The organism is Pannonibacter indicus, from assembly GCF_001418225.1.
GTDB classification, from domain to species: domain Bacteria; phylum Pseudomonadota; class Alphaproteobacteria; order Rhizobiales; family Stappiaceae; genus Pannonibacter; species Pannonibacter indicus.
Map to the genome: position 1 here is coordinate 107,496 of NZ_LIPT01000003.1, position 21,725 is coordinate 129,220.

Genomic DNA, 21,725 nt, shown 5'->3' on the forward strand with positions numbered 1-21,725 from the left:
TATCAGGACGTTTCCCATGGCATCCGGCATCTTTCATTCCCTGTTCAGGACCAGTGACGATCAGGCGCACCGCCTGCATCGCATCCAGTCTTTTTCCGGAGGCATGAAGTGGCTTCTGACCGGTCTCGCGTCTATCACCGCCCTGTTCGGCCTGCTGGTCTGCGTAGTGCTGCCGGCGCCGGGGCTGCTGGGATACGGCCCGGAGGAAACGATCGATATCGGCGGCGTTTCACGCGTCATTCTTGAGATCAGCCTGCCTCAGCGCATCGGCATCACGCTGTTGCTGGTCATCCTCATTGAAGCTGTGCTGATGCTGCTGTGGAAGCTGCGCCAGCTCTTCGCCCGTCTTGCCGAGCTGGCCTTTTTCTCAAGCCGCACCTTGTCATTTATCGTGCAGAGCGGCAGGTGGCTGCTCGTCCTCGGGGCGATGGATTTCGTTTTCGATCCAGTCAGTTCGGTGTTGATGACCTTTGACCTGCCGGAAGGCGGGAAACAGATTTCACTCTCGCTGGAGGCCGGGCAGATCCTGTTCCTGGTTCTGGGCGCGCTTGTGCTTCTGCTCGGATGGGTGATGCGCGAAGCAGCCCTCGCGCATGAAGAAAACCAGCAGTTCGTCTGAGGCTTCCGGTATGCCCATCATCATAGAACTCGACGTCATGCTCGCCCGCCGCAAGATGCGGTCAAAGGAACTGGCCGAGAAGATCGGCATCACCGAGCAGAACGTGTCCCTGCTCAAGTCCGGCAAGGTCAAGGGTGTCCGTTTCGAAACTCTGGAGCGGATCTGCGAGGCGCTGGAATGTCAGCCCGGCGACATTCTGATCTACCGGAGCGGCGAGAGCTCAAGCTAGAGCACTTTCGGCGGCTCCCGTCTTCATCGACAGTGCCCCCGCCGAGGGGGCTGAACAGGGAGCGTCCGGACTTAAACCGCCCGGAAAAACAAAATCCCCCGGAGCGTGCCCGCCCCGGGGGATTTGTGCTTCCGTCTGTTCCTGTCCTCAGATGCTGAGGCAGAGGTATTTCATCTCGGTATAGTCCTCGAGGCCGTAGCGGGAGCCTTCGCGGCCCTGGCCGGACTGCTTGATGCCGCCGAAGGGGGCGACTTCGGTGGAGATGAGGCCGGTGTTGATGCCGACCATGCCATATTCCAGCGCCTCGGCGACGCGGAAGATCTTCGACACATCGCGCGAGTAGAAATAGGAGGCGAGGCCGAATTCCGTGTTGTTGGCCATGGCGATCACGTCCGCCTCGGTGTTGAAGCGGAACAGCGGGGCGACCGGGCCGAAGGTTTCCTCGCGGGCGATCTTCATGGCCGGGGTCACGTTTGTCAGAACGGTCGGCTCGAAGAACAGGCCGCCGCGCTGGTGGGCCTTGCCGCCCAGCATGACCTTGGCGCCCTTCGAGGTGGCATCGGCGATGTGATCGTTGACCTTGGCAAGGGCGGCGTCATCGATCAGCGGACCGGCATTAACGCCTTCCTCGAAGCCATCGCCCACCTTCATGGCTGAAACCTTGGCTGCGAGCTTTTCTGCGAAGGCGTCGTAGACATCCGCATGCACATAGATGCGGTTGGCGCAGACGCAGGTCTGTCCGTTGTTGCGGTATTTCGAGACCATGGCGCCCTCGACGGCAGCATCAAGATCCGCGTCCTCGAAGACGATGAAGGGCGCGTTGCCGCCCAGTTCCAGCCCCAGCTTCATGATGTTGTCTGCGCCCTGACGCATCAGGATGCGGCCAACCTCGGTGGAGCCGGTGAAGGTGAGCTTGCGCACCTTGGCGTTGCTGGTGAATTCCTGACCTATGGCAGGTGCATCGGTGCCCAGGATCACGTTGTAGAGGCCTGCCGGAAGACCGGCGCGTTCTGCGAGTACGGCCAGGGACAGGGCGGACAGCGGGGTCTCGGCAGCGGGCTTGGAGACCATGGCGCAGCCTGCTGCCAGCGCCGGGGCGAGCTTGCGCGCCAGCATGGCATTGGGGAAGTTCCAAGGGGTGATGGCGGCGACCACACCCACCGGCTGGCGGATGATGATGATGCGCTTGTCCGGCTGGTGGCCGGGGATGGTGTCGCCATAGACGCGCTTGGCCTCTTCGGCGAACCACTCCATGTAGGAGGCGCCATAGAGGATTTCGCCGCGCGCCTCGGCCAGCGGCTTGCCCATTTCCATGGTCAGGATGGTGGCCAGATCATCGGCATTGGCCACCATCAGGTCGAAGAGCTTGCGCAGCACCGCTGCCCGGTCCTTGCCCGTGCGGGCGGCCCAGGCAACCTGCGCGGCATGAGCGGCGTCGATGGCCTGCGCGGTTTCCTCGCGGCCCATGTCCGGCAGGGTGGCGATGACCTCGCCATTGGCCGGATTGGTGACCTCGAAGGTGGCGCCGCTTTCGCTGGCTATGCGCCAGGAGCCGTTGATATAGGCCTTGTCCGTAACGAGCGAAGCGTCCTTCAGGCGGGACAGGAGAGAGGTGGAAATCGTCATGTTCAGCCTTCCTTCGCGCTGAGAAGCGCGGCTTCGAGAATGTCCAGCGCCTCGCTGAACACATCGTCGGGAATGGTGATGGGCGCAAGGAAACGGATAACGTTACCGTAGACGCCGCAGGTGAGCAGGATCAGGCCGCGCTCCAGCGCCTTCTCACGCACTCTATTGGTGAACTCCGGGTCCGGCGCCGGGGTTCCCGGAATGTTGAACTCCACCGCATTCATGAAGCCAGGGCCGCGCACGTCGGCAATCTGCGGCACGCTTGCGGCAAGGCTGGAGAGGCGCTGCTTCAGCCGGTTGCCAAGGCTGACGGCGCGCTCGCACAGGCCCTCTTCCTCGATCACTTCGAGCACGGCAAGACCAGCTGCAACGCCAATCGGGTTGCCGCCATAGGTGCCGCCAAGGCCGCCGGGGGCAGGGGCATCCATGATCTCGGCGCGGCCGGTGACGGCGGCAATCGGGAAGCCGCCGCCAAGGCCCTTTGCCATGGTGGTGATGTCCGGCACGACGCCGTAATGCTCCATGGCGAAGAGTTTGCCGGTGCGGGCAAAGCCGGTCTGCACTTCGTCGGCAATCAGCAGGATGCCGTGCTTGCGGGCGACGTCCTGCAGCTTCTCCATGAAGGCGCGCGGCACTTCATAAAAGCCGCCTTCGCCCTGCACGGGCTCGACGATGAAGGCGGCAACGCGCGCCGGATCCACGGCTGCCTTGAACAGCTTGTCGAGCACGGAGAGCGAATCCTCGATGGATACGCCATGCAGCTCGACGGGGAAGGGCACATGGAACACGTCCGGCATCATGGCGCCGAAGCCGGCCTTGTAGGGCTGCACCTTGCCGGTCAGCGTCATGCCCATGAAGGTGCGGCCATGAAAGCCGCCGGTGAAGGCGATGACGGCAGGCCGGTTCGTGGCGGCGCGGGCAATCTTGACGGCATTTTCCACCGCCTCGGCGCCGGTGGTGACGAAGATGGTCTTCTTGGCAAAATCGCCGGGCACGGCGGCATTCAGCTTTTCGGCCAGTGCCACATAGTTTTCGTAAGGCACGACCTGGTGGCAGGTGTGGGTGAAGCTGTCGAGCTGCGCCTTCACGGCCTCTATCACCTTCGGATGCCGGTGGCCGGTGTTGACCACGGCGATGCCTGCGGCAAAGTCGATGTAGCGGCGGCCTTCCACATCCCAGATCTCGGCATTCTCGGCCTTGTGGGCATAGACCTGCGTCGTCACGCCGACGCCGCGCGAAATGGCAGCAGCCCGCCGGGCCGCGATCTGAGAATTCTGCATCTTCATCTCCAGACAGGGCGGACCTCATGAAAACTGCCGGTCCGCGTCACCGGGATAAAACTCTACATTTTTTCTGTAGAGTTGCAATCCCGCCTGTGCCACTTTTTAGTGGCCATGGATTCGAACAGCGGAGAGGCGCAAGGCCATGACTGAACCGGTGCGTTTCAAGATCGCCGAAGCGGCACGCATGGCCGGTGTGTCCGCCTCCACGCTGCGGCTGTGGGAGAGCCAGGGCCTGATCGAGCCGCTGCGCACGGACAAGGGCCAGCGGCTCTACAGTGAGGCCGATGTGGAGCAGCTGAAGAAGATCAGCTGGCTGCGGCAGGAAAAGGGGATCAATCCGGCAGCCATCCGCGAGGGGCTGGCGGAGACGGCGGGCAAGCCATCCCGGCAGCGCAAGGCTGCCCGCCGTGCCGTTGCGCCGCAACTGGGGCCGAAGTTCCGCCATCTGCGGCGTGAGGCCGGGCAGACGCTCGGGCAGGTCAGCGCGGCCATTGGCGTGTCGTCTTCCGTGTTGTCCACCTTCGAGCGCACCTCGCAGGGACTGTCGCTGAAGGGGCTGCGCGATCTGGCCGGGCATTTCGGCACCACGCTGGCAGCTCTTACGGGCACTGAAGGCAACAGCACGGGCGAGTCACTTGTGCGCAGCGGCACCTGGGCCAGCTGGCCGCCCACCGCCTCCGGTGTGGTGGTGCAGGTGCTGGCGGAAGGGCCGTTCCAGATGGAGTGCCACCGCTTCGTGCTTGCCCCCGGCGCGTCGAGCGAAGGCGCCTATGCGCATGAGGGCGAGGAATTCGTCCATGTGCTGTCCGGGGCGCTGGAGATCATTCTGGAGCAGGACCGCTTCATCACCTTGCAGGCGGGCGATTCCTTCTACTTTGAAAGCCGCCGCCCGCATTCCTGGCGCAATCTCAGCGGCGGCGAAACCGTGCTCCTGTGGGTCAACACTCCGGCGTCGTTCTGATACCAGTTCACGATGAACTCGACTCATCGAGAACTGGTTAAGCCGTTGCGGCGCTTGAACCTTTTCAAGGCGTGATGCGTCAGCATCGAAAGCTTTGGTATGAGGCAGATCAATCAGCAGGGAGGCCGGGAGGGAGCGGCCAGTGCGGTGGTGGGTGGTGCCGCCCCCTCCCTTCCCGAACGGGTGTTACCGCCCGCCGGTCAGCATGCGGTAGCGGTACTGGTCAGCCACCACGGCAAGGATGAGCAGCCCGCCCAGCAGGACCATCTGCATGTAGGAGCCGATCTGCATGATGTTCATGCCGTTCTGCACCAGCACGATGAAAAAGGCGCCCAGCACCACATTCTCCACCCGGCCGATGCCGCCGCGCAGCGACACCCCGGCGATGACGCAGGCGGCGATGGATTCCATGGCAATCGTGCCGCCCAGATTGGTCTCGCCGCTTTCCACCCGGGCTGTCAGCAGGATGCCGGCAATGGAAGCAAGGGCGGCGCAGATGAGATAGGCGATGAAGAGCGTGCGCACCGTGTTGATGCCGGACAGCTGCGCCGCCTTGATGTTGCCGCCGATGGCATAGATTCGTGCGCCCGTGCGGGTGCGGTTCATCAGCACCCACATCACTGCAATGGCAACGAGCGCCACCAGCACCGGCACGGGAACGCCCGCCACCCGGCCAAAGCCGAAGAGGTTGCCGAACTCATAGGGCAGGTTGCCGACCGGAACACCGCCGGTCAGAAACAGTGCAGCGCCCGCGCCAGCCGATTGCACGCCCAGCGTCATGATGAAGGGCGAGACGCCGAATTTTGCGACGCCAAAGCCATTGACCATGCCGATGGCCAGCGCGGCGGCAAGGCCGGCGAGAAGGCCGGGCAAGATCACCAGCCATCCGGCATCGGGGAAGATGCCGCCTAGATGCACCATCATCATGGCCGAGACGACCGAAGTCATGGCGATGGCGGTGCCCACCGCAAGATCAAAGCCGCCGGTGATGAGCACCGTCATCTGCCCCAGCGACACAAGGATCAGATAGACCGACTGGCGGGCGACGTTGGTCAGGTTGCCAAGCGTCAGGAACTGCGGCGAGGCGAGGGTGAAGATCACCACGGCAGCGGTCATGAACAGGGGCAGAACTCCGGTGCGCAGGAAGGTTTCCCGCGCAAGCGAGCCCGCGCGGCTGGGCAGCGTTCTGGCCGCCATGGGGGCGGTCCCGGCGTCGAGCGTCATGCGGCATGCCTTTCGTTGCTGAAGAAGGCGCGCAGAACCGCCTCTTCGGAAATCTCTATCTGATCAAATTCGGCGGAGATGCGCCCATGCGAGAAGACGATGAGCCGGTGGGCGAGGTGCATCACTTCATGCAGGTCGGAGGAGATGACGACGACCGCCTTTCCCGCTTCCGCCACCTGCTTGATGATGCGGTAGAGTGCGGCGCGTGTGCCCATGTCGACGCCGACGGTCGGCTCGTCGAAGATGTAGATCTCCCGGCCTTCGGCAAAGCCCTTGCCGAAGAGGATCTTCTGCTGATTGCCACCGGAGAGGCTGGAGGCCATGCGGCCCATATAGGCATCCGCCAGATCCACCTTGCGGCCAATGCGGCCTGCCTCCGCTGACAGGCGCGAGGGGGAGAGCAGACCGGCGGCGCTGCGCATGTCCGCCCGGTCCATCAGCGCCAGTTTCAGGTTGTCGCGGGTGGTGGCGCCCAGCACCAGACCTTCGCTTTTGCGGTCCGGCGGCAGGTAGAAGATGCCTTCGCGCAGCAGGCGGCGCACCGGCTGCCCCGTCACATCCCGGCCCTTCAGCCGCACCTCGCCCGCCTCGATGCGGTTGAGGCCCAGCATGGCGCGGAAGCAGCGGGACTTGCCCGAACCGGCCAGCCCGGCGACACCGAGAACTTCGCCCTGCCGGATATCAAGATCCACCCCCTCGACACCCCAGGCATGAAGGCCGCGGATGGTGAGCACGGGCTCAGGCGCGGCGGCGCGGGTGATGGCCGGGTAGATCTCGTCCACCGGACGGCCCGTCATCATCTCCACCAGCGCCTTTTCGCTGATGCCCTTTGCATCCACCGTACCGATCAGCCGCCCGTCGCGCAGCACGGTGATGCGGCTGGCGATGGCCTGAAATTCCTGGATGCGATGGGAGATGTAGACGACACCCACGCCCTCCGCCACGGCGGAACGGATGAAGGCAAAGAGCCGTTCCGTCTCGCGCTCGGTCAGGGAGGCGGTGGGCTCGTCCAGAATGAGAATGCGCGCCTTGCGGTGCAGCGCCTTGGCGATCTCCACCATCTGCTGCCCGGCGCGCGAGAGCGACAGCACGCGGCGGCTCACGTCCACATCGAAGCCGAGCCGGGCGAAGAGGGTGCGCGCCTCGCGCCGCATGGCGCGCCGGTCGATGAAAGGGCCGCGCCGGGGCTCATCGCCCAGATAGATGTTCTCGGCCACCGTCATGGTGGGCACGAGCGAAAATTCCTGAAACACCGCGCCGACGCCTGCGGCCTGTGCATCGCGCACGCCTGCAAAATGCACCGGTGCTCCGTCAATACGGATCTCTCCGGCGCTGGGCTGGTTCACGCCTGCAAGGATCGAGATGAGGGTGGACTTGCCCGCGCCGTTCTCGCCGAACAGCACGTGCACTTCCCCCGCCTCCAGCGTGAAATTCACGCCATCAAGGGCCTTCACACCGGGATAATGCTTGGCAATCCCGGTCATCTCGACGAGCGGCTTCCGGTTCACGGACATCTGCCATTCTCCTTCAGGACTGTGCCTGTGGTGTCTTCCGGGCTGTTGCGGCAGTGGCGGAACCTGTTTCCCCGGCGGGGCTTCTCCGCCCCCCTCCCCCTCGTGGGGAGGGGTAAGGGGTGGGGGGAGAGCGTCTCCACCGGGTACAGAGACGAATGATCCCGAACACCTGTTAGCCCTCTGAAGAAAGTATCTATCTTTCAAGTAGTTGCAGGCTCAGAGCCCCCCCACCCCTCACCCCTCCCCACCAGGGGGAGGGGGGCGGCTGGCGTCTTCCCGGAAAGCAAATGCGTCATTGCGGGCGGAGTTCGAACCTGATGTATGAATCCGCTGATCATTGAGGGGAGGTGAGGCGCTATGTCACCAATGGCGCCTCACCATCCGCATCACTCCACCGTAAACACCGGCTTGAAGCCGTCCGGGGGCAGGATGCTGGTCTTGGAGACGGTGGCGATGTTGTCCCCGTCCACCACGAAGATCTTCGGGCCGACGTGCTGGATCAGCTCCTTGCCTTCGAGGGCGCGGACGGCCTGGTCGATGGCGATGCGGCCCTGAATGACCATGGAGTCGGCGGGGGCGGCGGCGATGAAGCCGCGCTTGATGCCCTCATAGACGCCCGGCGTCATGTAGAAGGCGAGAAGGTCCACCTTGCCCTGCAGCCCGCGCTCGCGGATGAGGCCCTGTGCGGCTTCGGCGGTGACGGCGGTTCCGGCGATGTAGTGCACGTCCGGTTCGGCCTGCAGCACGTCCTCCACCAGCTTCAGCTGGGCTTCCTTGCCGGTGTCGCCATATTTGGGGTCCAGAATGGTGAGGCCGGAGTCCTTGACCGCATCCATGAAGCCCTTGTTGGCCGCTTCCACCCAGCCGGCGCCTGCGGGACCGGGGAACCAGCCCACCTTCACCGGATCGCTGCCCTTCGGGTGCCTGGCGGCAAGGTATTTTCCGGTCTCGAAGCCCATGGTGTAGAAGGAAACGAGGGACTTGGCCGTCAGCTTGGGCGAGGACATGCCGTTGACGACATCGATGACGGGAATGTTCTTCGCCGCCAGCTCCGAAACGAGATTGTTGAGCCCGTCATAGGAAATGGCGCCGATCACCACCGCCTGCGCTCCGCCGGCGACGCAATCCTCGATCTGCGAGATCTGCTTGGCGAGTTCCGTGTAGCCGCCCGCTTCCACGAGCGTCATCTTGACGCCGAGATCCTTCGCCTGTTCGGCAACGCCATAGTCCACGCCCAGCCAGTAGGCATCCTTCATGTGCGGGAAGGAGACGCAGATCCTGTAAGGCTGGCTGGCCTTTTCGAGCGGCGTGTATTGCACGTCAGAGGGCGTGCCGTCCGCCGAGAAGGCAGGGGTGATCTCGGTGGCATCATAGGGATACCAGGTCTCTGCCAGAGACGGGGCCATCGAGGCAAGCAGGATCATTGAGGCCGAAAGCCCCTTGAAGGCAGTGCGTGTCATGTTGTCTTCCCCGGTTGAAAGGTTGCGTCTTGTTCTTGTTATGCGAAGTCAGAAAAGCGCCCTGATGCGGCCGATCAGCTCTGCCCGTTCCCTGCGGGCTTTCAGGGCGCCCTCCATGTCCACCCGCACAAAGCGGGTGGGGGTGTTCGGCTGCAGCTGGCCGATAAGGTCCATGTCCGCCGAAATCACCGTGCCCACCATGAAGTAGCCGCCGCCCGACACCGCATCGCGGTGCAGGATGATCGGCTCGCTGCCGCTGGGCACCTGAATGGAGCCATAGGGGTAGCAGCTGTCGACGATGTTGGACGGGTCCGAGCCCGCGCCGAAGGGCGGCTGGCGCGGTACGAAATCAAGCGGGCGTCCGCCGCGGAAGCGGTAGCCCATTCGGTCGGCTTCCGGTGCCACCTTCCACTCATCGGCAAAGAAGGTTTGCTGCGCCTCTTCAGTGATGCGGTGCCAGTAGAGCCCCGGCAGCACGCGCAGTTCCGCCGGAGTGCCCGGCTTGCGGCGCAGCTCTTCCGGAATGGTCCGCCCGTCCGTGCTGGCCCCGGCTTCTCCCACCGGCAGCTCGTCACCGGCGGCAATCGCCCGGCCATTGAAGCCGCCGAGGGCGCCGATGGCATAGGTGGAGCGGCTGCCGAGTGCCAGCGGCACGTCGATGCCGCCCGATACGGCGATGCAGATGCGGGCGCCGGATTTCAGGAAGTCGAAGCTGAGCACCTGTCCGGCCTTCACCGCAAAGGCGGTCCAGCCGGGCCGGGCCTCGCCGTCGAGCTTCACCGGCATGTCCGCACCGGTGACGGCAACGGTCACATCGCGGGTGAATTCCAGTTTGGGGCCGATGAACACTGCCTCAAGACCGGCAGCGCCCTCGTCATTGCCCACCAGCAGGTTGGCCGCCCGCATGGCCAGCCGGTCCATGGCCCCGCCAATGGGGATGCCGAGATGGAAATATCCGGGGCGGCCGAGGTCCTGAACCGTGGTGGCAAGGCCGGGATGGAGAACCTTAATCGCCATAGAGGACGCCCTCCAGTTTCTGGTTGTAGCCGCCGATGTCCTTGCTGAATTCGGTGAGGTCGAAGCTCACCTCGCGGACCGGCGGGGTGAAATGCCCCTTGGCCACCTCTTCCACCGCCGTGTCATAGCCATCCCGGTCCACCGGCTTGAACTTGACGATGTCGCCCGGGCGGAAGAACACCATGAAGTCCTTGAGGTAGCTCGTCTCCTGCGCCGGGTCATAGATCGGCATGGGCGTGATGCCGAACATCTGGTAGCCGCCTGCACCGCGCACCGAATAGATGCAGCCGAAGCAGCCGCCATGGCCCACGGTCAGCCGGGGCGTGTCCGTGCGCGGACGCAGGTATTTCGGCACCTCGATCTGCCGCTGCCTCTCCACCATCTGGTACATGAAGGGCAGCCCCGAGACGAAGCCAACCATGGAGACGAACCAGGGCGAGCCGGAATGGGCGGCGATGAAATCGCTCACCGTGTCATAGCCGTTGATCCGGGCGGCGTAGTCGAGGTCGGTTCCCGTGGGGTCCTGATGGCGCTCGCGGAAACGCATCAGCGTCTCATGCGTCCAGGGATCGTTGTAAAACACCGGGACCTCGACGATGCGGGTGCGGATCACCGGCTCGGCTTTGGCAGCCGCCGCCTCGATGGCCTTCACCTCGCGCATGAGGTCATCCGGATGGATCACGTCCGGATTGAACTTCACCTGAAACGAGGCATTGGCCGGGCAGATCTCCGTGATGCCGTTGATGCCCGCATCACGGATGCCATTGGTCATGGACAGGGACTGGAAGAAGGCATCGAGGGACATGTCCTCGCTGCATTCCACGAAAAGGTGCTCGTCACCGCCGAATGTGTAACGCATCGCCATTACGCAACCTCCTCAAGTCCGGTGCCCGGCTGGAAGCTCTCTTCGAGCCAGGGTTCCAGGAAACGTGTGTGAACGGCGCCCGTCTTCACGCTGTCATCGCGGCACAGGGCCAGATGCAGCGGCACGGTGGTGGCAAGCCCGCCGATCTTCAGGCCCTTGAGAGCCTGCTCCAGCCGGGCCATGCAGGCCGCCCGGTCCGTGCCGTGGACGATCAGCTTGCCGAGCAGGGAATCGTAGAAGGGCGGCACCGTGTAGCCCTCGTAGAGCATGGTGTCGAAGCGGATGCCCTCGCCCTCCGGCACGGTGAGGCTGGAGATCGTGCCGGGGCCGGGGACGAAATTGCGGGCCGGGTCTTCCGCATTGATGCGGCATTCGATGGCATGGCCCGACAGACGGATGTCCTCCTGCCGCAGGCTCAGCTTTTCACCGCCCGCAATGCGGATCATCTCCTGCACCAGATCCACGCCGGTGATCATCTCGGTAACCGGGTGCTCCACCTGAATGCGGGTGTTCACCTCGATGAAATAGAAGGCGCCTGCGTCCTCGTCATAGAGATATTCGACGGTGCCCGCGCCCTTGTAGCCGGCGGATTTTGCAAGCGCGACAGCACTGGCACACAGGGCATCGCGGATATCAGCCGGCAGGCTGCAGGAGGGGGCTTCCTCCCAGACCTTCTGGCGGCGGCGCTGCAGCGAGCATTCGCGCTCGAACAGGTGAATGGCGTTCTCGCCGTCACCCAGGATCTGCACCTCCACATGCCGGGCACGCTCGATCACCTTCTCGATATAGAGCCCGCCATCGCCGAAGGCGGCCTTGGCCTCGGCGGAGGCAAGCGGAAACTGGCGCTCGAACTCTTCCATGCTGGTGGCAATGCGGATGCCGCGCCCGCCGCCGCCTGCTGCGGCCTTGATCATCACCGGAAAGCCGGTGCGGGCAATCACGGCACGGGCGGCTTCGATATCCGCAATCAGCCCGCCGCTGCCCGGAACGGTGGGCACACCGGCAGCCGCTGCCACCTCGCGCGCCTTCACCTTGTCGCCAAGCAGGCTGATGGCTTCGGCGCTGGGGCCGATGAAGATCAGCCCCGCATCGGTGACGGCCTGCGCGAAGGCGGCATTCTCGGACAGGAAGCCGTAACCCGGATGGATCGCGTCAACGCCGGCCTCCTTTGCGGCGGCCACCACACGCTCGATGTTGAGATAGGACTTGGCGGCAGACGGCGGGCCGATATCGGCGGCTTCATCCGCAAGCTTCACCGCCAGCATGTCCGCGTCGGCAGCGGAGTGGACCTGCACGGTGCGAAGGCCCATGGCCTTTGCCGCCTTGACGATCCTGACGGCAATCTCGCCCCGGTTGGCAACAAGGAGGGAGCGGATCGTCATGCGTCAACCTCGGCCAGAACCTGCCCCGCCATCACCGGCTCGGCATCTTCCACATGGAAGGTGATATTGCTGCCGGACAGGCCTGCCGGGATCTCGTGGAAGGTCTTCATCACCTCGATGAGGCCGATTACATCCGCCTCGCCAACGCTGGCACCATCCTGCGCGAAGGGGGCCGCATCGGGAGAGGGCTTGCGGTAGAAGATGCCCGGAAGGGGCGATCTGATCTCGATCTTGCTCATGCGCTTCTCCGGAAGGTTTCTTTTGCGAGTTCAGAGACGGGTATGATCTTGATGCCGGCGGCCTTCAGGCCCTCGCGCATAGCCAGGCCGATCTCCTGCGCGCCCAGCGTGTCGGAATGGAAGCAGATGGATTCGAACGGCACCTTGATGTCGGTGCCGGTGACGGTCGTCACCACGCCTTCCTTGCAGGCACGCACCACCTTGCGGGCGATTGCTTCCGGGTCGGGCCGGCCCACGTCGCGGGTGAAGACGATGGAGCCGCTGTCGTCATAGTCCCGGTCGGCATAGAACTCGCGGATGACCGGCTGGCCTGCCTCAAGCGCGGCGGTTTCGGTGGCCGAGCCCGACATGCAGAAGACAAAGGCGTTCGGCGCCACGGTCTGCATGTAGGTCATGAACAGCTGGGAGAGTTCGGTGTTGACCGCCATCTCCATGTAGAGCGCGCCATGCGGCTTCACATGCTGCAGGCTGGCGCCATGGCGGCGGGCGAATTCACGCAGCGCGCCGACCTGATAGATGATGTCGTTCAGCAGCTCGCGCGCCGTGCCGTCGATCCGGCGGCGGCCAAAGCCCTTGAGGTCGTTGTAGCCGGGATGCGCGCCGATGCCGACGCCGTGCTCCACGGCCATGCGCACAGTGCGGTCCATCAGGTTGGGATCGCCTGCATGAAAGCCGGTGGCAATGTTGGCCGAGCTGATCAGGCCCATCAGCGCGGCATCCTCGGTATCGCCGATGCGCCAGCGGCCGAAGCCCTCTCCCAGATCACAATTGATATCGACAGCTTCGAGTGCCAATGTCCGCCCTTTCACCGCCTGCCTGCCTTTTGGGCAGGGAGGCAGGGTGCCTCTGTTTTCGTCATAGATGACGCTAGGCGAAAAAAGAGCGTTTGAAAATTTTTATGTTTTGCGCTTCTGTATCTGAAAAATAGAACAGAGATGCCTTCAGAGGAAGGGAATTAAAGAATAAAAATCAAATAGATGCCGGATCATGAGCAGAATCTGACAGCTCGTTGCTCAAGATGAAGGCGGCCTCATCTGAAAATCAGATGAGATGTGATTGGAAAATACGGGAGGGGTACAATTATGTCGATCAGCCTGAGGCAGATCCGCTACTTTGTGGCGACGGCGGAGCAGGGGCAGGTGTCGCAGGCCGCCATTCATCTGTCGATTTCCCAGTCGGCCGTGACCACCGCGATCAAGGAACTGGAGCAGATTGTCGGCTCGCCGCTGTTCGAGCGCGTGTCCCACGGCATGGAGCTGACGGAGGCCGGGCGGCAGTTCCTCTCCCACGCCTATGAGATCCTGCGCAAGGTGGAGGAGGCAACGCATCTGTCGCTGACGGGCAGCGAGCTGACCGGGCGGCTGACGGTGGCGGCCACTTACACGGTCATGGGCTATTTCCTGCCCCTGCATATCGAGCGGATCCGCCGCCGCCTGCCGGGGCTCGACATCCAGCTGCTGGAGATGAACCGGGAGTCCATCGAGGAGGGGCTTCTGACCAACCGGCATGATATTGCCGTGCTGCTGACCTCCAACATTCTCAATCCGGAACTGACCACGGAAAAGCTGATGAGTTCGGCCCGCCGCCTCTGGGTGCCAGGCCAGCACCGGCTGCTGTCCGCGCCCTCGGTCGGCCTCAGGGAAGTGGCGGAAGAGCCCTACATCATGCTGACGGTGGACGAGGCCTCGCACAGCTCGCTGAAATACTGGAGCCAGTCCGGCTATCAGCCGCACATCACCTTGCGCACCTCGTCGGTGGAAGCGGTGCGCTCGCTCGTCGCCAATGATCAGGGCGTCGCCATTCTCTCCGATATGGTGCACCGGCCGTGGTCGCTGGAGGGACGGCGCATCGAGACCATCAACCTGCGCGATCCCGTGCCTTCCATGGATGTCGGCCTTGCCTGGCGCAAGAACGCCGAATTTACCCCCGCCATGGCCGCCATCCGCCGCTACTTCCGCCAGACCTTCCATCTGCCGGGATGAGGGGGCAACAGAAGGCTGGTAAGGAGGGGTATATTATAATTTTCACCTCCGGCCGCTGGACTATATTTCTCTCATGATCGAAGTCCGCCAGACAGCCGTCTTTCGCGGCTGGTTTGTTGAGCTGAAAGACTTACGCGCCCGCAGCCGGATCGCCAGACGGATTACCACCATGCAAAATGGTTTATTGGGCGATGTAAAATTCTTCGATGGCATAGGCGAGCTTCGTATCGATTGTGGCCCGGGCTATCGCGTTTATTTCGTCCGCAAGGGTACTGTGGTGATCATCCTGCTGTGCGGGGGAGACAAAGGCAGCCGGGCCGGCGATATCCGCAAGGCCAGGATGATGGCTGCGGATCTGGAGGAATGACCATGGCACTTGAAACCTTTCCGTTCGATGCCGCCGAGCACCTGACAGATCCGGTTGATCAGGCCGAGTTGCTGAACGAAGCCTTGGGAAGCGGAGATGCCGCCGCTATCGCTTCCGCCCTCGGGATCATTGCCCGGGCACGCGGCATGACCGAAGTCGCCCGCGAGGCCGGTGTAACCCGCGTCGCGCTTTACAAGTCCCTGAGCGAAGAGGGAGACCCCCGCCTGACAACCTTGCTGGGAGTGATGCGGGCGCTTGGGATGAAGCTGTCTGCAGAGATTACGCCGGCTTCCTGACTGAAGCGGAGATATTGCCATGACGATGATGCACTACAAGGGCTACGAAGCCGTTGTTGAGTTCGATGAAGAGGCTGAGATCTTCCATGGCGAGGTGATGAATCTGCGTGACGTGATTACCTTTCAGGGAACGTCCGCCGCCGGGTTGAAACAGGCTTTTGCAGAGTCCGTCGAGGATTATCTGGCCTTTTGTGCAGAACGGGGCGAAGAACCGGAAAAGCCCTTCTCCGGGCAGTTTGTCGTCCGGGCTGATCCGGGTTTGCACAAGGCATTGACGGTTGCCGCCCGCCGCGCTGGGGTCAGCCTCAACAAGTGGGTGACCTCGACGCTGGAGCGTGCTGTTAGCTAAAACCGGTATCACCCCGCCTTGCGTGCAAGGCCGGTGATCACATCAAAGGACAGCATCACGTCATCGCGGGTGGTTTCGAACTGCCCGGCCTGGAAGCGCAGGACGAAGCGGCCGTCCACCAGCGTCTGGGTGAGGTAGATCCGCCCGTCTGCATTGATGGCCTCCAGCAGCGCCCGGTTGGCGGCGGCAATCGCCTCCTCATCACCGGAGAGATGTTCCGGGCGGTAACGGAAGGTGAAGAGCGAGAGCATGGGCTCGGTGATGATCTCGAAATCCGGCTCACTGCCGAGTTTCTGTGCCAGCTCCACCGACCAGGCCACGTGATTGCGGATCATTTCACGCAAGCCGGTGAGGCCATGGGCGCGCATCAGGAACCAGAGTTTCAGCGCCCGGAAGCGGCGGCCCAGCACCACGGACCATTCGGAATAATTGGTGATTTCGTCCTGACCGGATGTCTTCAGATATTCCGGCCGGATGGCAAGGGCGCGCACCTGCTGGGACGGATCGCGCAGGAACTGCACCGTGCAATCGAATTGCGCACCCAGCCACTTGTGCGGATTGATGACGATGCTGTCCGCGCCCTCAACACCCTCCCAAAGCTCGCGGAATTCCGGGCAGATCATGGCGGAGCCGGCCCAGGCCGCATCCACATGCAGGTAGAGGTTTTCGCGGGCTGCTATCTCCACCACGGCACGGATATCGTCCGTGCCGCCGCATCCCGTGCCGCCAACGCAGGCGATGATGCCGGCCGGCAGATATCCGGCCTCACGGTCGGCGGTGATGGCGGCTTGCAGCGCCTGCGGGTTCATCGCCCGCCCCGGCCCCTCGATGGGGATGCGCACCAGATTGTCCGCGCCAAGCCCGGCAAACCAGACCGCCCGGTCGATGGAGGTGTGCACCTCGCCCGAGCAATAGACCCGGAGCCGCGGCTGGCCGGAAAGGCCTTTCTGGTTGCCTTGCCAGCCAAGGGCGCGCTCGCGCAGGGTCAGCACGGCAGCCAGCGTGGCAGAGGAAGCCGTATCCTGCAGCGTGCCGGAAAAATCTGCAGGAAGGCCAATCGCCTGACGGAACCAGTCCGTTACCCGGCCTTCCAGCTCGGTTGCCGCCGGTGAGGTCTGCCACAGCATGCATTGCGCGGCCATGGCGCTGACGAGATATTCGGCAACAACGGAGACCGGCGCGGCATTGGCCGGGAAATAGGCGAAGAAGCGCGGATGCTGCCAGTGGGTCATGCCGGGCAGGATATCGGCCTCGAAGCTCTGGAAGATCGCCTCCATGGCCTCGGGCTGTTCCGGCGGGCTGGCGGCAATGCGGGCGGCAATTTCGCCAGGGGCTGTCTGGGCCCGCACGGGACGGTCCCTGAGGGCAGCCCTGTAATCGGCGCCCCAATCGGCTGCACGCCGCGACCAGTGCCGGAATTCTTTGCCGTCCATTCCATCCTCCCGGAAAGATTATTCGCGCGTACTGTTATCGCCCGTCATTCCTGCCTGCAAGCTGCGCGCTTTCAGTCTGGCAACCAGCGGATGGCCTGCTAAAAGATGAGTTTACGAGTTAGGTATTAGCGCGCGAGGGACGGCTGCCGCCTGGCAGCTGCTGCCTGCAGGCTGATACGAAAACATGCAGCCCCTCAAGGCCGGTACGTGACGCATGTCTTGAGCTGGCCCTCCTGCCGCAGATGAATGAACGGGTCCATGTCACTCAGGGAAAGCGACAGCCGGTATGCTGCTTATCTGGCACATCGCAGTGCCCTGATCGACTATGGCACCCGGCTGCTGGGCTCGCGCGCCGATGCAGAGGATGTGGTGCAGGAAGCCTTCATCCGCTTTGTGCCGGAGAACAGCCCGCCTGCTTCCTCCCTCAGGGCCTATCTGTTCCGTATCGTGCGCAACCTTGCCTTTGACATCCGCCGCCGCCGCCAGCTGGAGACGCGCGAAGAGCCGGGTGATCTGCCGCATTGGACGAGACCGCAGGATGTGCAGACTCCGGAAGAGGATGCGCTGTTCTGCGAGAACCTGCGGCGCATTTCGGACTATCTCGCCACACTGCCGCCGGAGGTGCGGACTTCGCTGGAAATGCACCGCTTTGGCGGCTACACGCTGGACGAGATCGGTGGCCACCTGGGCCTGTCCACCGCCACCGTGCACCGTCATGTCACCCGGACGCTGGCGGCTCTGGCTGCCCTGCTGGAGCCCGGCACGTGACTTTTTGGAGCGATTCTGAAAAATTCTTGCGGCTCGCCCGTCTTGGGGAGAGTAAGGGACATCCGGCACGGCAGAATTTGCCGCTGCGGAAAGAGACGCGCGCGACATGCCAGTGACACCGGCCGGAGACATCAAGGATCCTGCGCTGCTCGAAGCGGCGGCAGACTGGCTCGTGCGCCTGCGTGAGGCGCCGGAGGATGAGGTCCTGCAGCAGGCCTTTGAGGTCTGGCTGACGCAGACCCCTGCCCATGCGGCGGCCTGGGCCCGGATGAACCGGACCTGGGACCTTCTGGGCCATGCGGGCGCAGCATCAGCGGAAGAGCCTCTGGCCGGTTCCGTGCAGCCCGTCACCCGCGAGCCCATCATCCACCAGTCTGTGGCGCCGTCCCGCCGTCCGGTCTCCGGCAGACATGCCGCAGGTCCGCGGCGCTGGCGGCGCTCGGTTCTGGCTGCAACAGCCGGAGCGATGGCGGCCTGCCTTGTCCTGCTGGCCGCACCAACCCTTCTGCTGCGTCTTGAAGCCGATCATTACACCGCAGCAGGCGAGCAGCGTGCCATCACGCTGGAGGATGGCACACGGGTGACCCTCGCCGCTGCCAGTGCGATTGCCACGGGATTCACGCCGCAGGCCCGCAGCGTCGAGTTGCTGTCGGGGGATGCCTATTTTGATGTGGTCAAGGACGCTGCCCGGCCCTTCACCGTCGGGACAGGGAATGTGCGCATCACGGTCCTCGGCACGTCCTTCGATGTGCGCGCCACCAGCGGCATGATCGATATAAGCCTGGCGGAGGGTTCGGTGCAGGCCGAGGTCAGCGCGGGCGGCAAGGTGCAACTGCGGACGCTGGTACCCGGCGAGATGCTGAGCATCGACCGGGCGACAGGACATCTCGTCATCCGCCAGATTGCGCCGGAAGATATCGGCTCCTGGCGGCAGGGGCGCCTCTATGTGGTGGATGCCACCGTCAGTTCCGTGCTGGAGGATATCGCCCGCTATCACTCTGCATGGATTCGTCTCACTGACGAGTCTTTGGGCCGCCAGCGTGTCACCGGCGTCTTCGATCTCAACGATCCGGACCGGGCCTTGCGTGCCCTTGTCGAGCCATTTGAGGGCGAAGTGGTGGCTGTTTCGCCCTATGTCCGGCTGATTTCCGGGCGCTGAAAAGAAATATGAGTTTTATTTTCAGATTTTTTCGTCCGGAATGCCGGAATCCTGAAAAATTTGACAGAGCCGTTCGTCTCTAGGGTCGGAAGCGCAGCGCCGGGGAGGTCTGCGCCAGGACGTAAAGAGACAGGGCAGGCATGTTTTCGAGTAGCGGGTCTGGGGCAGCCAACAGCCGGCGCAAGGCTGGTTTTCCCCATCGGGCAAGACTTCTGGCCACCATTGCCATGGTGCCTCTGGCAGCCGTGGGGGTGAATCATCTGCCGCCGCAGGCGGCACAGGCGCAGACGACAGCCGTGCGGAGCTTCAGCATTCCCGCGCAGGGGCTGGCCAGTGCCGTCAGTGCCTTCGGCCGCCAGTCCGGCCTGCAGGTGACGCTTGCGGCCAGCGCATCGAACGGGGTGACGACGCAGGCCGTGCAGGGGTCCATGACGCCGCAGGAGGCGCTGGGCCGGATGCTGCAGGGCACCGGTGTTCCCTTCCGGATCACGGGCGATGGCACGGCGGTGATCGGTGCGGTCCGACCCTCTGCCGCGGCAGGCGAGGGCGTGGAGGGCGCCACGCAGCTTGAGACGGTGACGCTGACGGGCGAGGGCTCCAGCGGCTACATGGGCGCGCCCGACTGGGTTTACGACACGCCGTCGAGTGTTGCCGTGGTCTCGGGTGAGGCCATCCGCGATGCGGGCGTGCGCGATATCCGGGAGGTGTTCAATTCCGTTGCCGGTGCCTATGCCGGTGAGGGCGTTGCCAGCTTCCCCACCGTTTCCCCGAACCTGCGCGGTGTGCAGGATGCCGGGCGCGTTGCCGTCTCCATTGATGGGGCGCGGCAGAATGCGCAGGACGGCGGGCGTTACGGCTCCTCCAGCATCGGCGCGGGCGGCACGGCCGTTGTCGATGGGGCTTTCATCCGTCAGGTCGAAATCGACAAGAACCCGGGCGCAACGGCGGGAAACACGGGCACGCTGGCCGGTTCCGTCGATTTCCGTACGGTTGGTGCGGCGGATATCATCCGCGACGGCAAGTCCTGGGGGGCGGAGGCCGATGTTGCCACCGGCAGCAACGGCTATGACCTGCAGACATCGGTGATCGGTTCCGCCCGGCTGTCGGAAGTCTTTGCCCTGACCATGGGCCTCAGCAAGACCGAACTGAATGAATACCGCGCCGGCCGGATGGGCGAGGCAACCTCATCGGTTGATGCCACCGGTATCCGCAAGGATCTGCGCGGGCGCGACACCTGGGGCTCCATGCTGAAGCTGGAAATGGAGCATGAGGACATCAGGGCCTCGGCATCCTGGATGCACCAGCAGAATGATTATGCCTACAGCGTGGGCGGCAACCCCGGCGGTACGTATAGTGATATCAGCCGGTTCGAGAACACCAATGACAGCGGCTCCCTGAACTTCGGCTGGGATCCGGACAGCGAATGGATCGACTTCAAGGCCAACCTTTGGTTCAACGATTCCTCGGTTCTGGAAACCCGTGATGCCCGTGGCAACCTGTCTCCCGAAACGGAAATCGACAAGAGCCTGACCAGCTTCGGAATCACGCTGCAAAACACCAGCACCGTCAGCACACCCCTTGGCGGCCTTGCCCTCAACTATGGCATCGAGGCTTTCCGTGATGTGGCAAACAAGTCCGCCTCAAGCTCGTCGATCTCGCAGACACCTTACTACGCAGACAATTATGGCGTGTTCAACCCGCCGGGCCGCCGCGACATGGCCAGCATCTTCCTCAATGGCAAGCTGGAGCCCGTTCATTGGTTCAACGTATCCGGCGGCCTGCGCTATGACTGGTACCGGCTGAAAGGCACCGCCCGCTACTATAATTTTGGGAAAGTTGTCACTCCGGCGACATATGTTTACGCAAGCTGTGTTGTTTCTTTCCAGGATGCCTATCCGGTCGGGTCGTCGACCTATAATACTAATCTGAGATTGCTGAGCTCTACAAATTCTGTTCTAAGGCGTCGGGGAGAGGAATGGTTTTCCACATGGAATACCAATCCCTGCGGCGAATACAATGCCAGCAATACCTGGGTTCAGGAAGGCTCGACTCTTTCCTCGACTGCTGCCGTCCGGCAGGACGTCATTTATGACGAGGAGATCGACCGATCCGGCGGCAAACTGCTGCCCTCGGTGACTTTGGAGTTCGTGCCGGTTGACTGGTTCAAGCCCTATGCCAGCTACAACCAGACCTACCGTCCGCCCACCATTACCGAAGCCTTCATGAGCGGCGGTTTCGCACCTGGAGATGGTAACCCCGCCCACACTGCACCCAATCCATGGCTGCGCCCTGAAACGGCGGAAACCTACGAAATCGGCGCCAATATTGTGACCGGCGGCCTGATCACGGAGCGTGACCGGCTGCGGATCAAGGCGGCCGCCTTCTACCGGGAAATCGACGACTACATCGTCCTCGGCACCATCTATGCCTCGCAGGAGACCGCCAGGACCTATACGAGCTTCGTCAACATGGATGGCATCACCCGCACCCGCGGTGTGGAGGTGGAAGCCAATTATGATGCCGGCCGTTTCTGGTTTGGCGGTTCGGCGACCTTCCTGTCCACCAACTGGCCGAGCAAGACCGAAGTCTTCAGCAATGGCACGGATGTGACCAGTGGAGATGTCTTCGCCTGGAACGGCAACATCCCGCCGCGCTTCAAGGTGACGGGCGACGCGGGACTGCGCTTCTTTGAAGAAAAGCTCAGCCTTGGTGCGCGTGTCACCCATGTGACGCCCAGCCAGACGGCGGTTCTGGACGTGGATACCGGGCAGCTCATCGAATACAGCGGCGGTTACACCACGCTGGATCTCTACGGCTCCTACAAGGTCAACAAGAACGCCACGCTGCACCTTTCGGCCAACAACGTCACGGATGTGGCCTACATCCCGGCCAACAGCTCCATGGCAGCCGCCGGGCGGACCCTGCAGACGCGGTTCAATGTGAAATTCTGAA

21 protein-coding genes are annotated in these 21,725 nt (G+C 63.3%); 10 read left to right on the top strand and 11 right to left on the bottom strand.

What is annotated here, in order from left to right:
• Window positions 1-16 precede the first annotated feature (16 nt).
• Both ASC48_RS06315 and ASC48_RS06320 read left to right on the top strand, forming a co-directional pair.
• The gene (locus tag ASC48_RS06315; RefSeq protein WP_055454946.1) at window positions 17-619 is read left to right on the top strand and encodes a hypothetical protein; all 603 of its coding nucleotides are present in this window, start codon (window positions 17-19) and stop codon (window positions 617-619) included.
• A 10-nt stretch (window positions 620-629) separates the two neighbouring features.
• Window positions 630-848, top strand: coding sequence for a helix-turn-helix domain-containing protein (locus ASC48_RS06320; protein WP_055454947.1), 219 nt, complete (start codon window positions 630-632; stop codon window positions 846-848).
• A gap of 147 nt (window positions 849-995) precedes the next feature.
• On the opposite strand, the gene ASC48_RS06325 is transcribed toward ASC48_RS06320, so the two are convergent.
• On the bottom strand, window positions 996-2,474 hold the full coding sequence (locus ASC48_RS06325) for an NAD-dependent succinate-semialdehyde dehydrogenase (protein WP_055454948.1): 1,479 nt from the start codon (window positions 2,472-2,474) through the stop codon (window positions 996-998).
• A 2-nt stretch (window positions 2,475-2,476) separates the two neighbouring features.
• Window positions 2,477-3,754: a 4-aminobutyrate--2-oxoglutarate transaminase gene (locus ASC48_RS06330; protein WP_055455269.1), complete on the bottom strand. Its 1,278-nt coding sequence runs from the start codon at window positions 3,752-3,754 to the stop codon at window positions 2,477-2,479.
• Between the two features lie 145 nt (window positions 3,755-3,899).
• Between ASC48_RS06330 and ASC48_RS06335 the strand changes: the two genes are divergently transcribed.
• Window positions 3,900-4,718 (top strand): MerR family transcriptional regulator, encoded by an 819-nt coding sequence (locus ASC48_RS06335; protein ID WP_055454949.1) that lies wholly within the window; start codon window positions 3,900-3,902, stop codon window positions 4,716-4,718.
• A 186-nt stretch (window positions 4,719-4,904) separates the two neighbouring features.
• Here the strand turns inward: ASC48_RS06335 and ASC48_RS06340 are convergent, their stop codons facing one another.
• From ASC48_RS06340 to ASC48_RS06375, 8 genes are all read right to left on the bottom strand, one after another.
• On the bottom strand, window positions 4,905-5,915 hold the full coding sequence (locus ASC48_RS06340; protein ID WP_055454950.1) for an ABC transporter permease: 1,011 nt from the start codon (window positions 5,913-5,915) through the stop codon (window positions 4,905-4,907).
• 23 nt (window positions 5,916-5,938) lie between these two features.
• Window positions 5,939-7,456 carry a sugar ABC transporter ATP-binding protein gene (locus ASC48_RS06345; protein WP_055454951.1) on the bottom strand — a complete coding sequence of 506 codons (1,518 nt, stop codon included), beginning with the start codon at window positions 7,454-7,456 and terminating at the stop codon, window positions 5,939-5,941.
• Between the two features lie 386 nt (window positions 7,457-7,842).
• Window positions 7,843-8,916 carry a TMAO reductase system periplasmic protein TorT gene (torT, locus tag ASC48_RS06350; RefSeq protein WP_055454952.1) on the bottom strand — a complete coding sequence of 358 codons (1,074 nt, stop codon included), beginning with the start codon at window positions 8,914-8,916 and terminating at the stop codon, window positions 7,843-7,845.
• A 48-nt stretch (window positions 8,917-8,964) separates the two neighbouring features.
• On the bottom strand, window positions 8,965-9,933 hold the full coding sequence (locus ASC48_RS06355; RefSeq protein ID WP_055454953.1) for a 5-oxoprolinase subunit C family protein: 969 nt from the start codon (window positions 9,931-9,933) through the stop codon (window positions 8,965-8,967).
• On the bottom strand, window positions 9,923-10,798 hold the full coding sequence (locus ASC48_RS06360; protein WP_055454954.1) for a 5-oxoprolinase subunit B family protein: 876 nt from the start codon (window positions 10,796-10,798) through the stop codon (window positions 9,923-9,925). The genes ASC48_RS06355 and ASC48_RS06360 overlap by 11 nt, the downstream gene beginning before the upstream one ends.
• Window positions 10,798-12,180, bottom strand: coding sequence for an acetyl-CoA carboxylase biotin carboxylase subunit (locus ASC48_RS06365; RefSeq protein ID WP_055454955.1), 1,383 nt, complete (start codon window positions 12,178-12,180; stop codon window positions 10,798-10,800). The genes ASC48_RS06360 and ASC48_RS06365 overlap by 1 nt, the downstream gene beginning before the upstream one ends.
• Window positions 12,177-12,419 (bottom strand): acetyl-CoA carboxylase, encoded by a 243-nt coding sequence (locus ASC48_RS06370; protein ID WP_055454956.1) that lies wholly within the window; start codon window positions 12,417-12,419, stop codon window positions 12,177-12,179. Before ASC48_RS06370 ends, ASC48_RS06365 begins: the two co-directional genes overlap by 4 nt.
• A complete protein-coding gene (locus ASC48_RS06375; protein WP_019963362.1) occupies window positions 12,416-13,213 on the bottom strand; it encodes a 5-oxoprolinase subunit PxpA in 798 nt (265 codons plus the stop codon). The genes ASC48_RS06370 and ASC48_RS06375 overlap by 4 nt, the downstream gene beginning before the upstream one ends.
• A gap of 288 nt (window positions 13,214-13,501) precedes the next feature.
• Between ASC48_RS06375 and ASC48_RS06380 the strand changes: the two genes are divergently transcribed.
• From ASC48_RS06380 to ASC48_RS06395, 4 genes are all read left to right on the top strand, one after another.
• Entirely contained in the window at window positions 13,502-14,401 is a 900-nt protein-coding gene (locus tag ASC48_RS06380; protein ID WP_050472156.1) for a LysR family transcriptional regulator, read from the top strand.
• Window positions 14,402-14,474: 73 nt separating this feature from the next.
• Window positions 14,475-14,768, top strand: a complete 294-nt coding sequence (locus tag ASC48_RS06385; RefSeq protein ID WP_055454957.1) for a type II toxin-antitoxin system RelE/ParE family toxin — start codon at window positions 14,475-14,477, stop codon at window positions 14,766-14,768.
• A gap of 2 nt (window positions 14,769-14,770) precedes the next feature.
• On the top strand, window positions 14,771-15,064 hold the full coding sequence (locus ASC48_RS06390) for an addiction module antidote protein (protein ID WP_026355451.1): 294 nt from the start codon (window positions 14,771-14,773) through the stop codon (window positions 15,062-15,064).
• Between the two features lie 19 nt (window positions 15,065-15,083).
• On the top strand, window positions 15,084-15,413 hold the full coding sequence (locus ASC48_RS06395; RefSeq protein ID WP_019963358.1) for a type II toxin-antitoxin system HicB family antitoxin: 330 nt from the start codon (window positions 15,084-15,086) through the stop codon (window positions 15,411-15,413).
• Window positions 15,414-15,421: 8 nt separating this feature from the next.
• Here the strand turns inward: ASC48_RS06395 and ASC48_RS06400 are convergent, their stop codons facing one another.
• Window positions 15,422-16,846, bottom strand: coding sequence for a pyridoxal phosphate-dependent decarboxylase family protein (locus tag ASC48_RS06400; protein WP_055454958.1), 1,425 nt, complete (start codon window positions 16,844-16,846; stop codon window positions 15,422-15,424).
• A 258-nt stretch (window positions 16,847-17,104) separates the two neighbouring features.
• Here ASC48_RS06400 and ASC48_RS06405 point away from each other — a divergent pair, with 258 nt between their 5' ends.
• The 3 genes from ASC48_RS06405 (at window position 17,105) to ASC48_RS06415 (ending at window position 21,724) form a co-directional block, all read left to right on the top strand.
• A complete protein-coding gene (locus ASC48_RS06405) occupies window positions 17,105-17,614 on the top strand; it encodes an RNA polymerase sigma factor (RefSeq protein WP_050472153.1) in 510 nt (169 codons plus the stop codon).
• A 106-nt stretch (window positions 17,615-17,720) separates the two neighbouring features.
• The gene (locus ASC48_RS06410) at window positions 17,721-18,773 is read left to right on the top strand and encodes a FecR family protein (RefSeq protein ID WP_055454959.1); all 1,053 of its coding nucleotides are present in this window, start codon (window positions 17,721-17,723) and stop codon (window positions 18,771-18,773) included.
• A 140-nt stretch (window positions 18,774-18,913) separates the two neighbouring features.
• Window positions 18,914-21,724: a TonB-dependent receptor gene (locus ASC48_RS06415; RefSeq protein ID WP_072242544.1), complete on the top strand. Its 2,811-nt coding sequence runs from the start codon at window positions 18,914-18,916 to the stop codon at window positions 21,722-21,724.
• Window position 21,725: the final 1 nt, after the last annotated feature.

Excerpts from the sequence above, each read along its gene's own strand:
- ASC48_RS06410 (WP_055454959.1), top strand. The coding sequence starts at position 17,721 with ATGCCAGTGACACCGGCCGGAGACATCAAGGATCCTGCGCTGCTCGAA.
- ASC48_RS06340 (WP_055454950.1), bottom strand. The coding sequence starts at position 5,915 with ATGGCGGCCAGAACGCTGCCCAGCCGCGCGGGCTCGCTTGCGCGGGAA.
- ASC48_RS06320 (WP_055454947.1), top strand. The coding sequence starts at position 630 with ATGCCCATCATCATAGAACTCGACGTCATGCTCGCCCGCCGCAAGATG.
- ASC48_RS06400 (WP_055454958.1), bottom strand. The coding sequence starts at position 16,846 with ATGGACGGCAAAGAATTCCGGCACTGGTCGCGGCGTGCAGCCGATTGG.
- ASC48_RS06405 (WP_050472153.1), top strand. The coding sequence starts at position 17,105 with ATGTCACTCAGGGAAAGCGACAGCCGGTATGCTGCTTATCTGGCACAT.
- ASC48_RS06370 (WP_055454956.1), bottom strand. The coding sequence starts at position 12,419 with ATGAGCAAGATCGAGATCAGATCGCCCCTTCCGGGCATCTTCTACCGC.
- ASC48_RS06325 (WP_055454948.1), bottom strand. The coding sequence starts at position 2,474 with ATGACGATTTCCACCTCTCTCCTGTCCCGCCTGAAGGACGCTTCGCTC.
- ASC48_RS06355 (WP_055454953.1), bottom strand. The coding sequence starts at position 9,933 with ATGGCGATTAAGGTTCTCCATCCCGGCCTTGCCACCACGGTTCAGGAC.
- ASC48_RS06415 (WP_072242544.1), top strand. The coding sequence starts at position 18,914 with ATGTTTTCGAGTAGCGGGTCTGGGGCAGCCAACAGCCGGCGCAAGGCT.
- ASC48_RS06395 (WP_019963358.1), top strand. The coding sequence starts at position 15,084 with ATGACGATGATGCACTACAAGGGCTACGAAGCCGTTGTTGAGTTCGAT.
- ASC48_RS06365 (WP_055454955.1), bottom strand. The coding sequence starts at position 12,180 with ATGACGATCCGCTCCCTCCTTGTTGCCAACCGGGGCGAGATTGCCGTC.
- ASC48_RS06380 (WP_050472156.1), top strand. The coding sequence starts at position 13,502 with ATGTCGATCAGCCTGAGGCAGATCCGCTACTTTGTGGCGACGGCGGAG.
- ASC48_RS06330 (WP_055455269.1), bottom strand. The coding sequence starts at position 3,754 with ATGCAGAATTCTCAGATCGCGGCCCGGCGGGCTGCTGCCATTTCGCGC.
- ASC48_RS06315 (WP_055454946.1), top strand. The coding sequence starts at position 17 with ATGGCATCCGGCATCTTTCATTCCCTGTTCAGGACCAGTGACGATCAG.
- ASC48_RS06335 (WP_055454949.1), top strand. The coding sequence starts at position 3,900 with ATGACTGAACCGGTGCGTTTCAAGATCGCCGAAGCGGCACGCATGGCC.
- ASC48_RS06390 (WP_026355451.1), top strand. The coding sequence starts at position 14,771 with ATGGCACTTGAAACCTTTCCGTTCGATGCCGCCGAGCACCTGACAGAT.
- ASC48_RS06385 (WP_055454957.1), top strand. The coding sequence starts at position 14,475 with ATGATCGAAGTCCGCCAGACAGCCGTCTTTCGCGGCTGGTTTGTTGAG.
- ASC48_RS06345 (WP_055454951.1), bottom strand. The coding sequence starts at position 7,456 with ATGTCCGTGAACCGGAAGCCGCTCGTCGAGATGACCGGGATTGCCAAG.
- ASC48_RS06360 (WP_055454954.1), bottom strand. The coding sequence starts at position 10,798 with ATGGCGATGCGTTACACATTCGGCGGTGACGAGCACCTTTTCGTGGAA.
- torT (WP_055454952.1), bottom strand. The coding sequence starts at position 8,916 with ATGACACGCACTGCCTTCAAGGGGCTTTCGGCCTCAATGATCCTGCTT.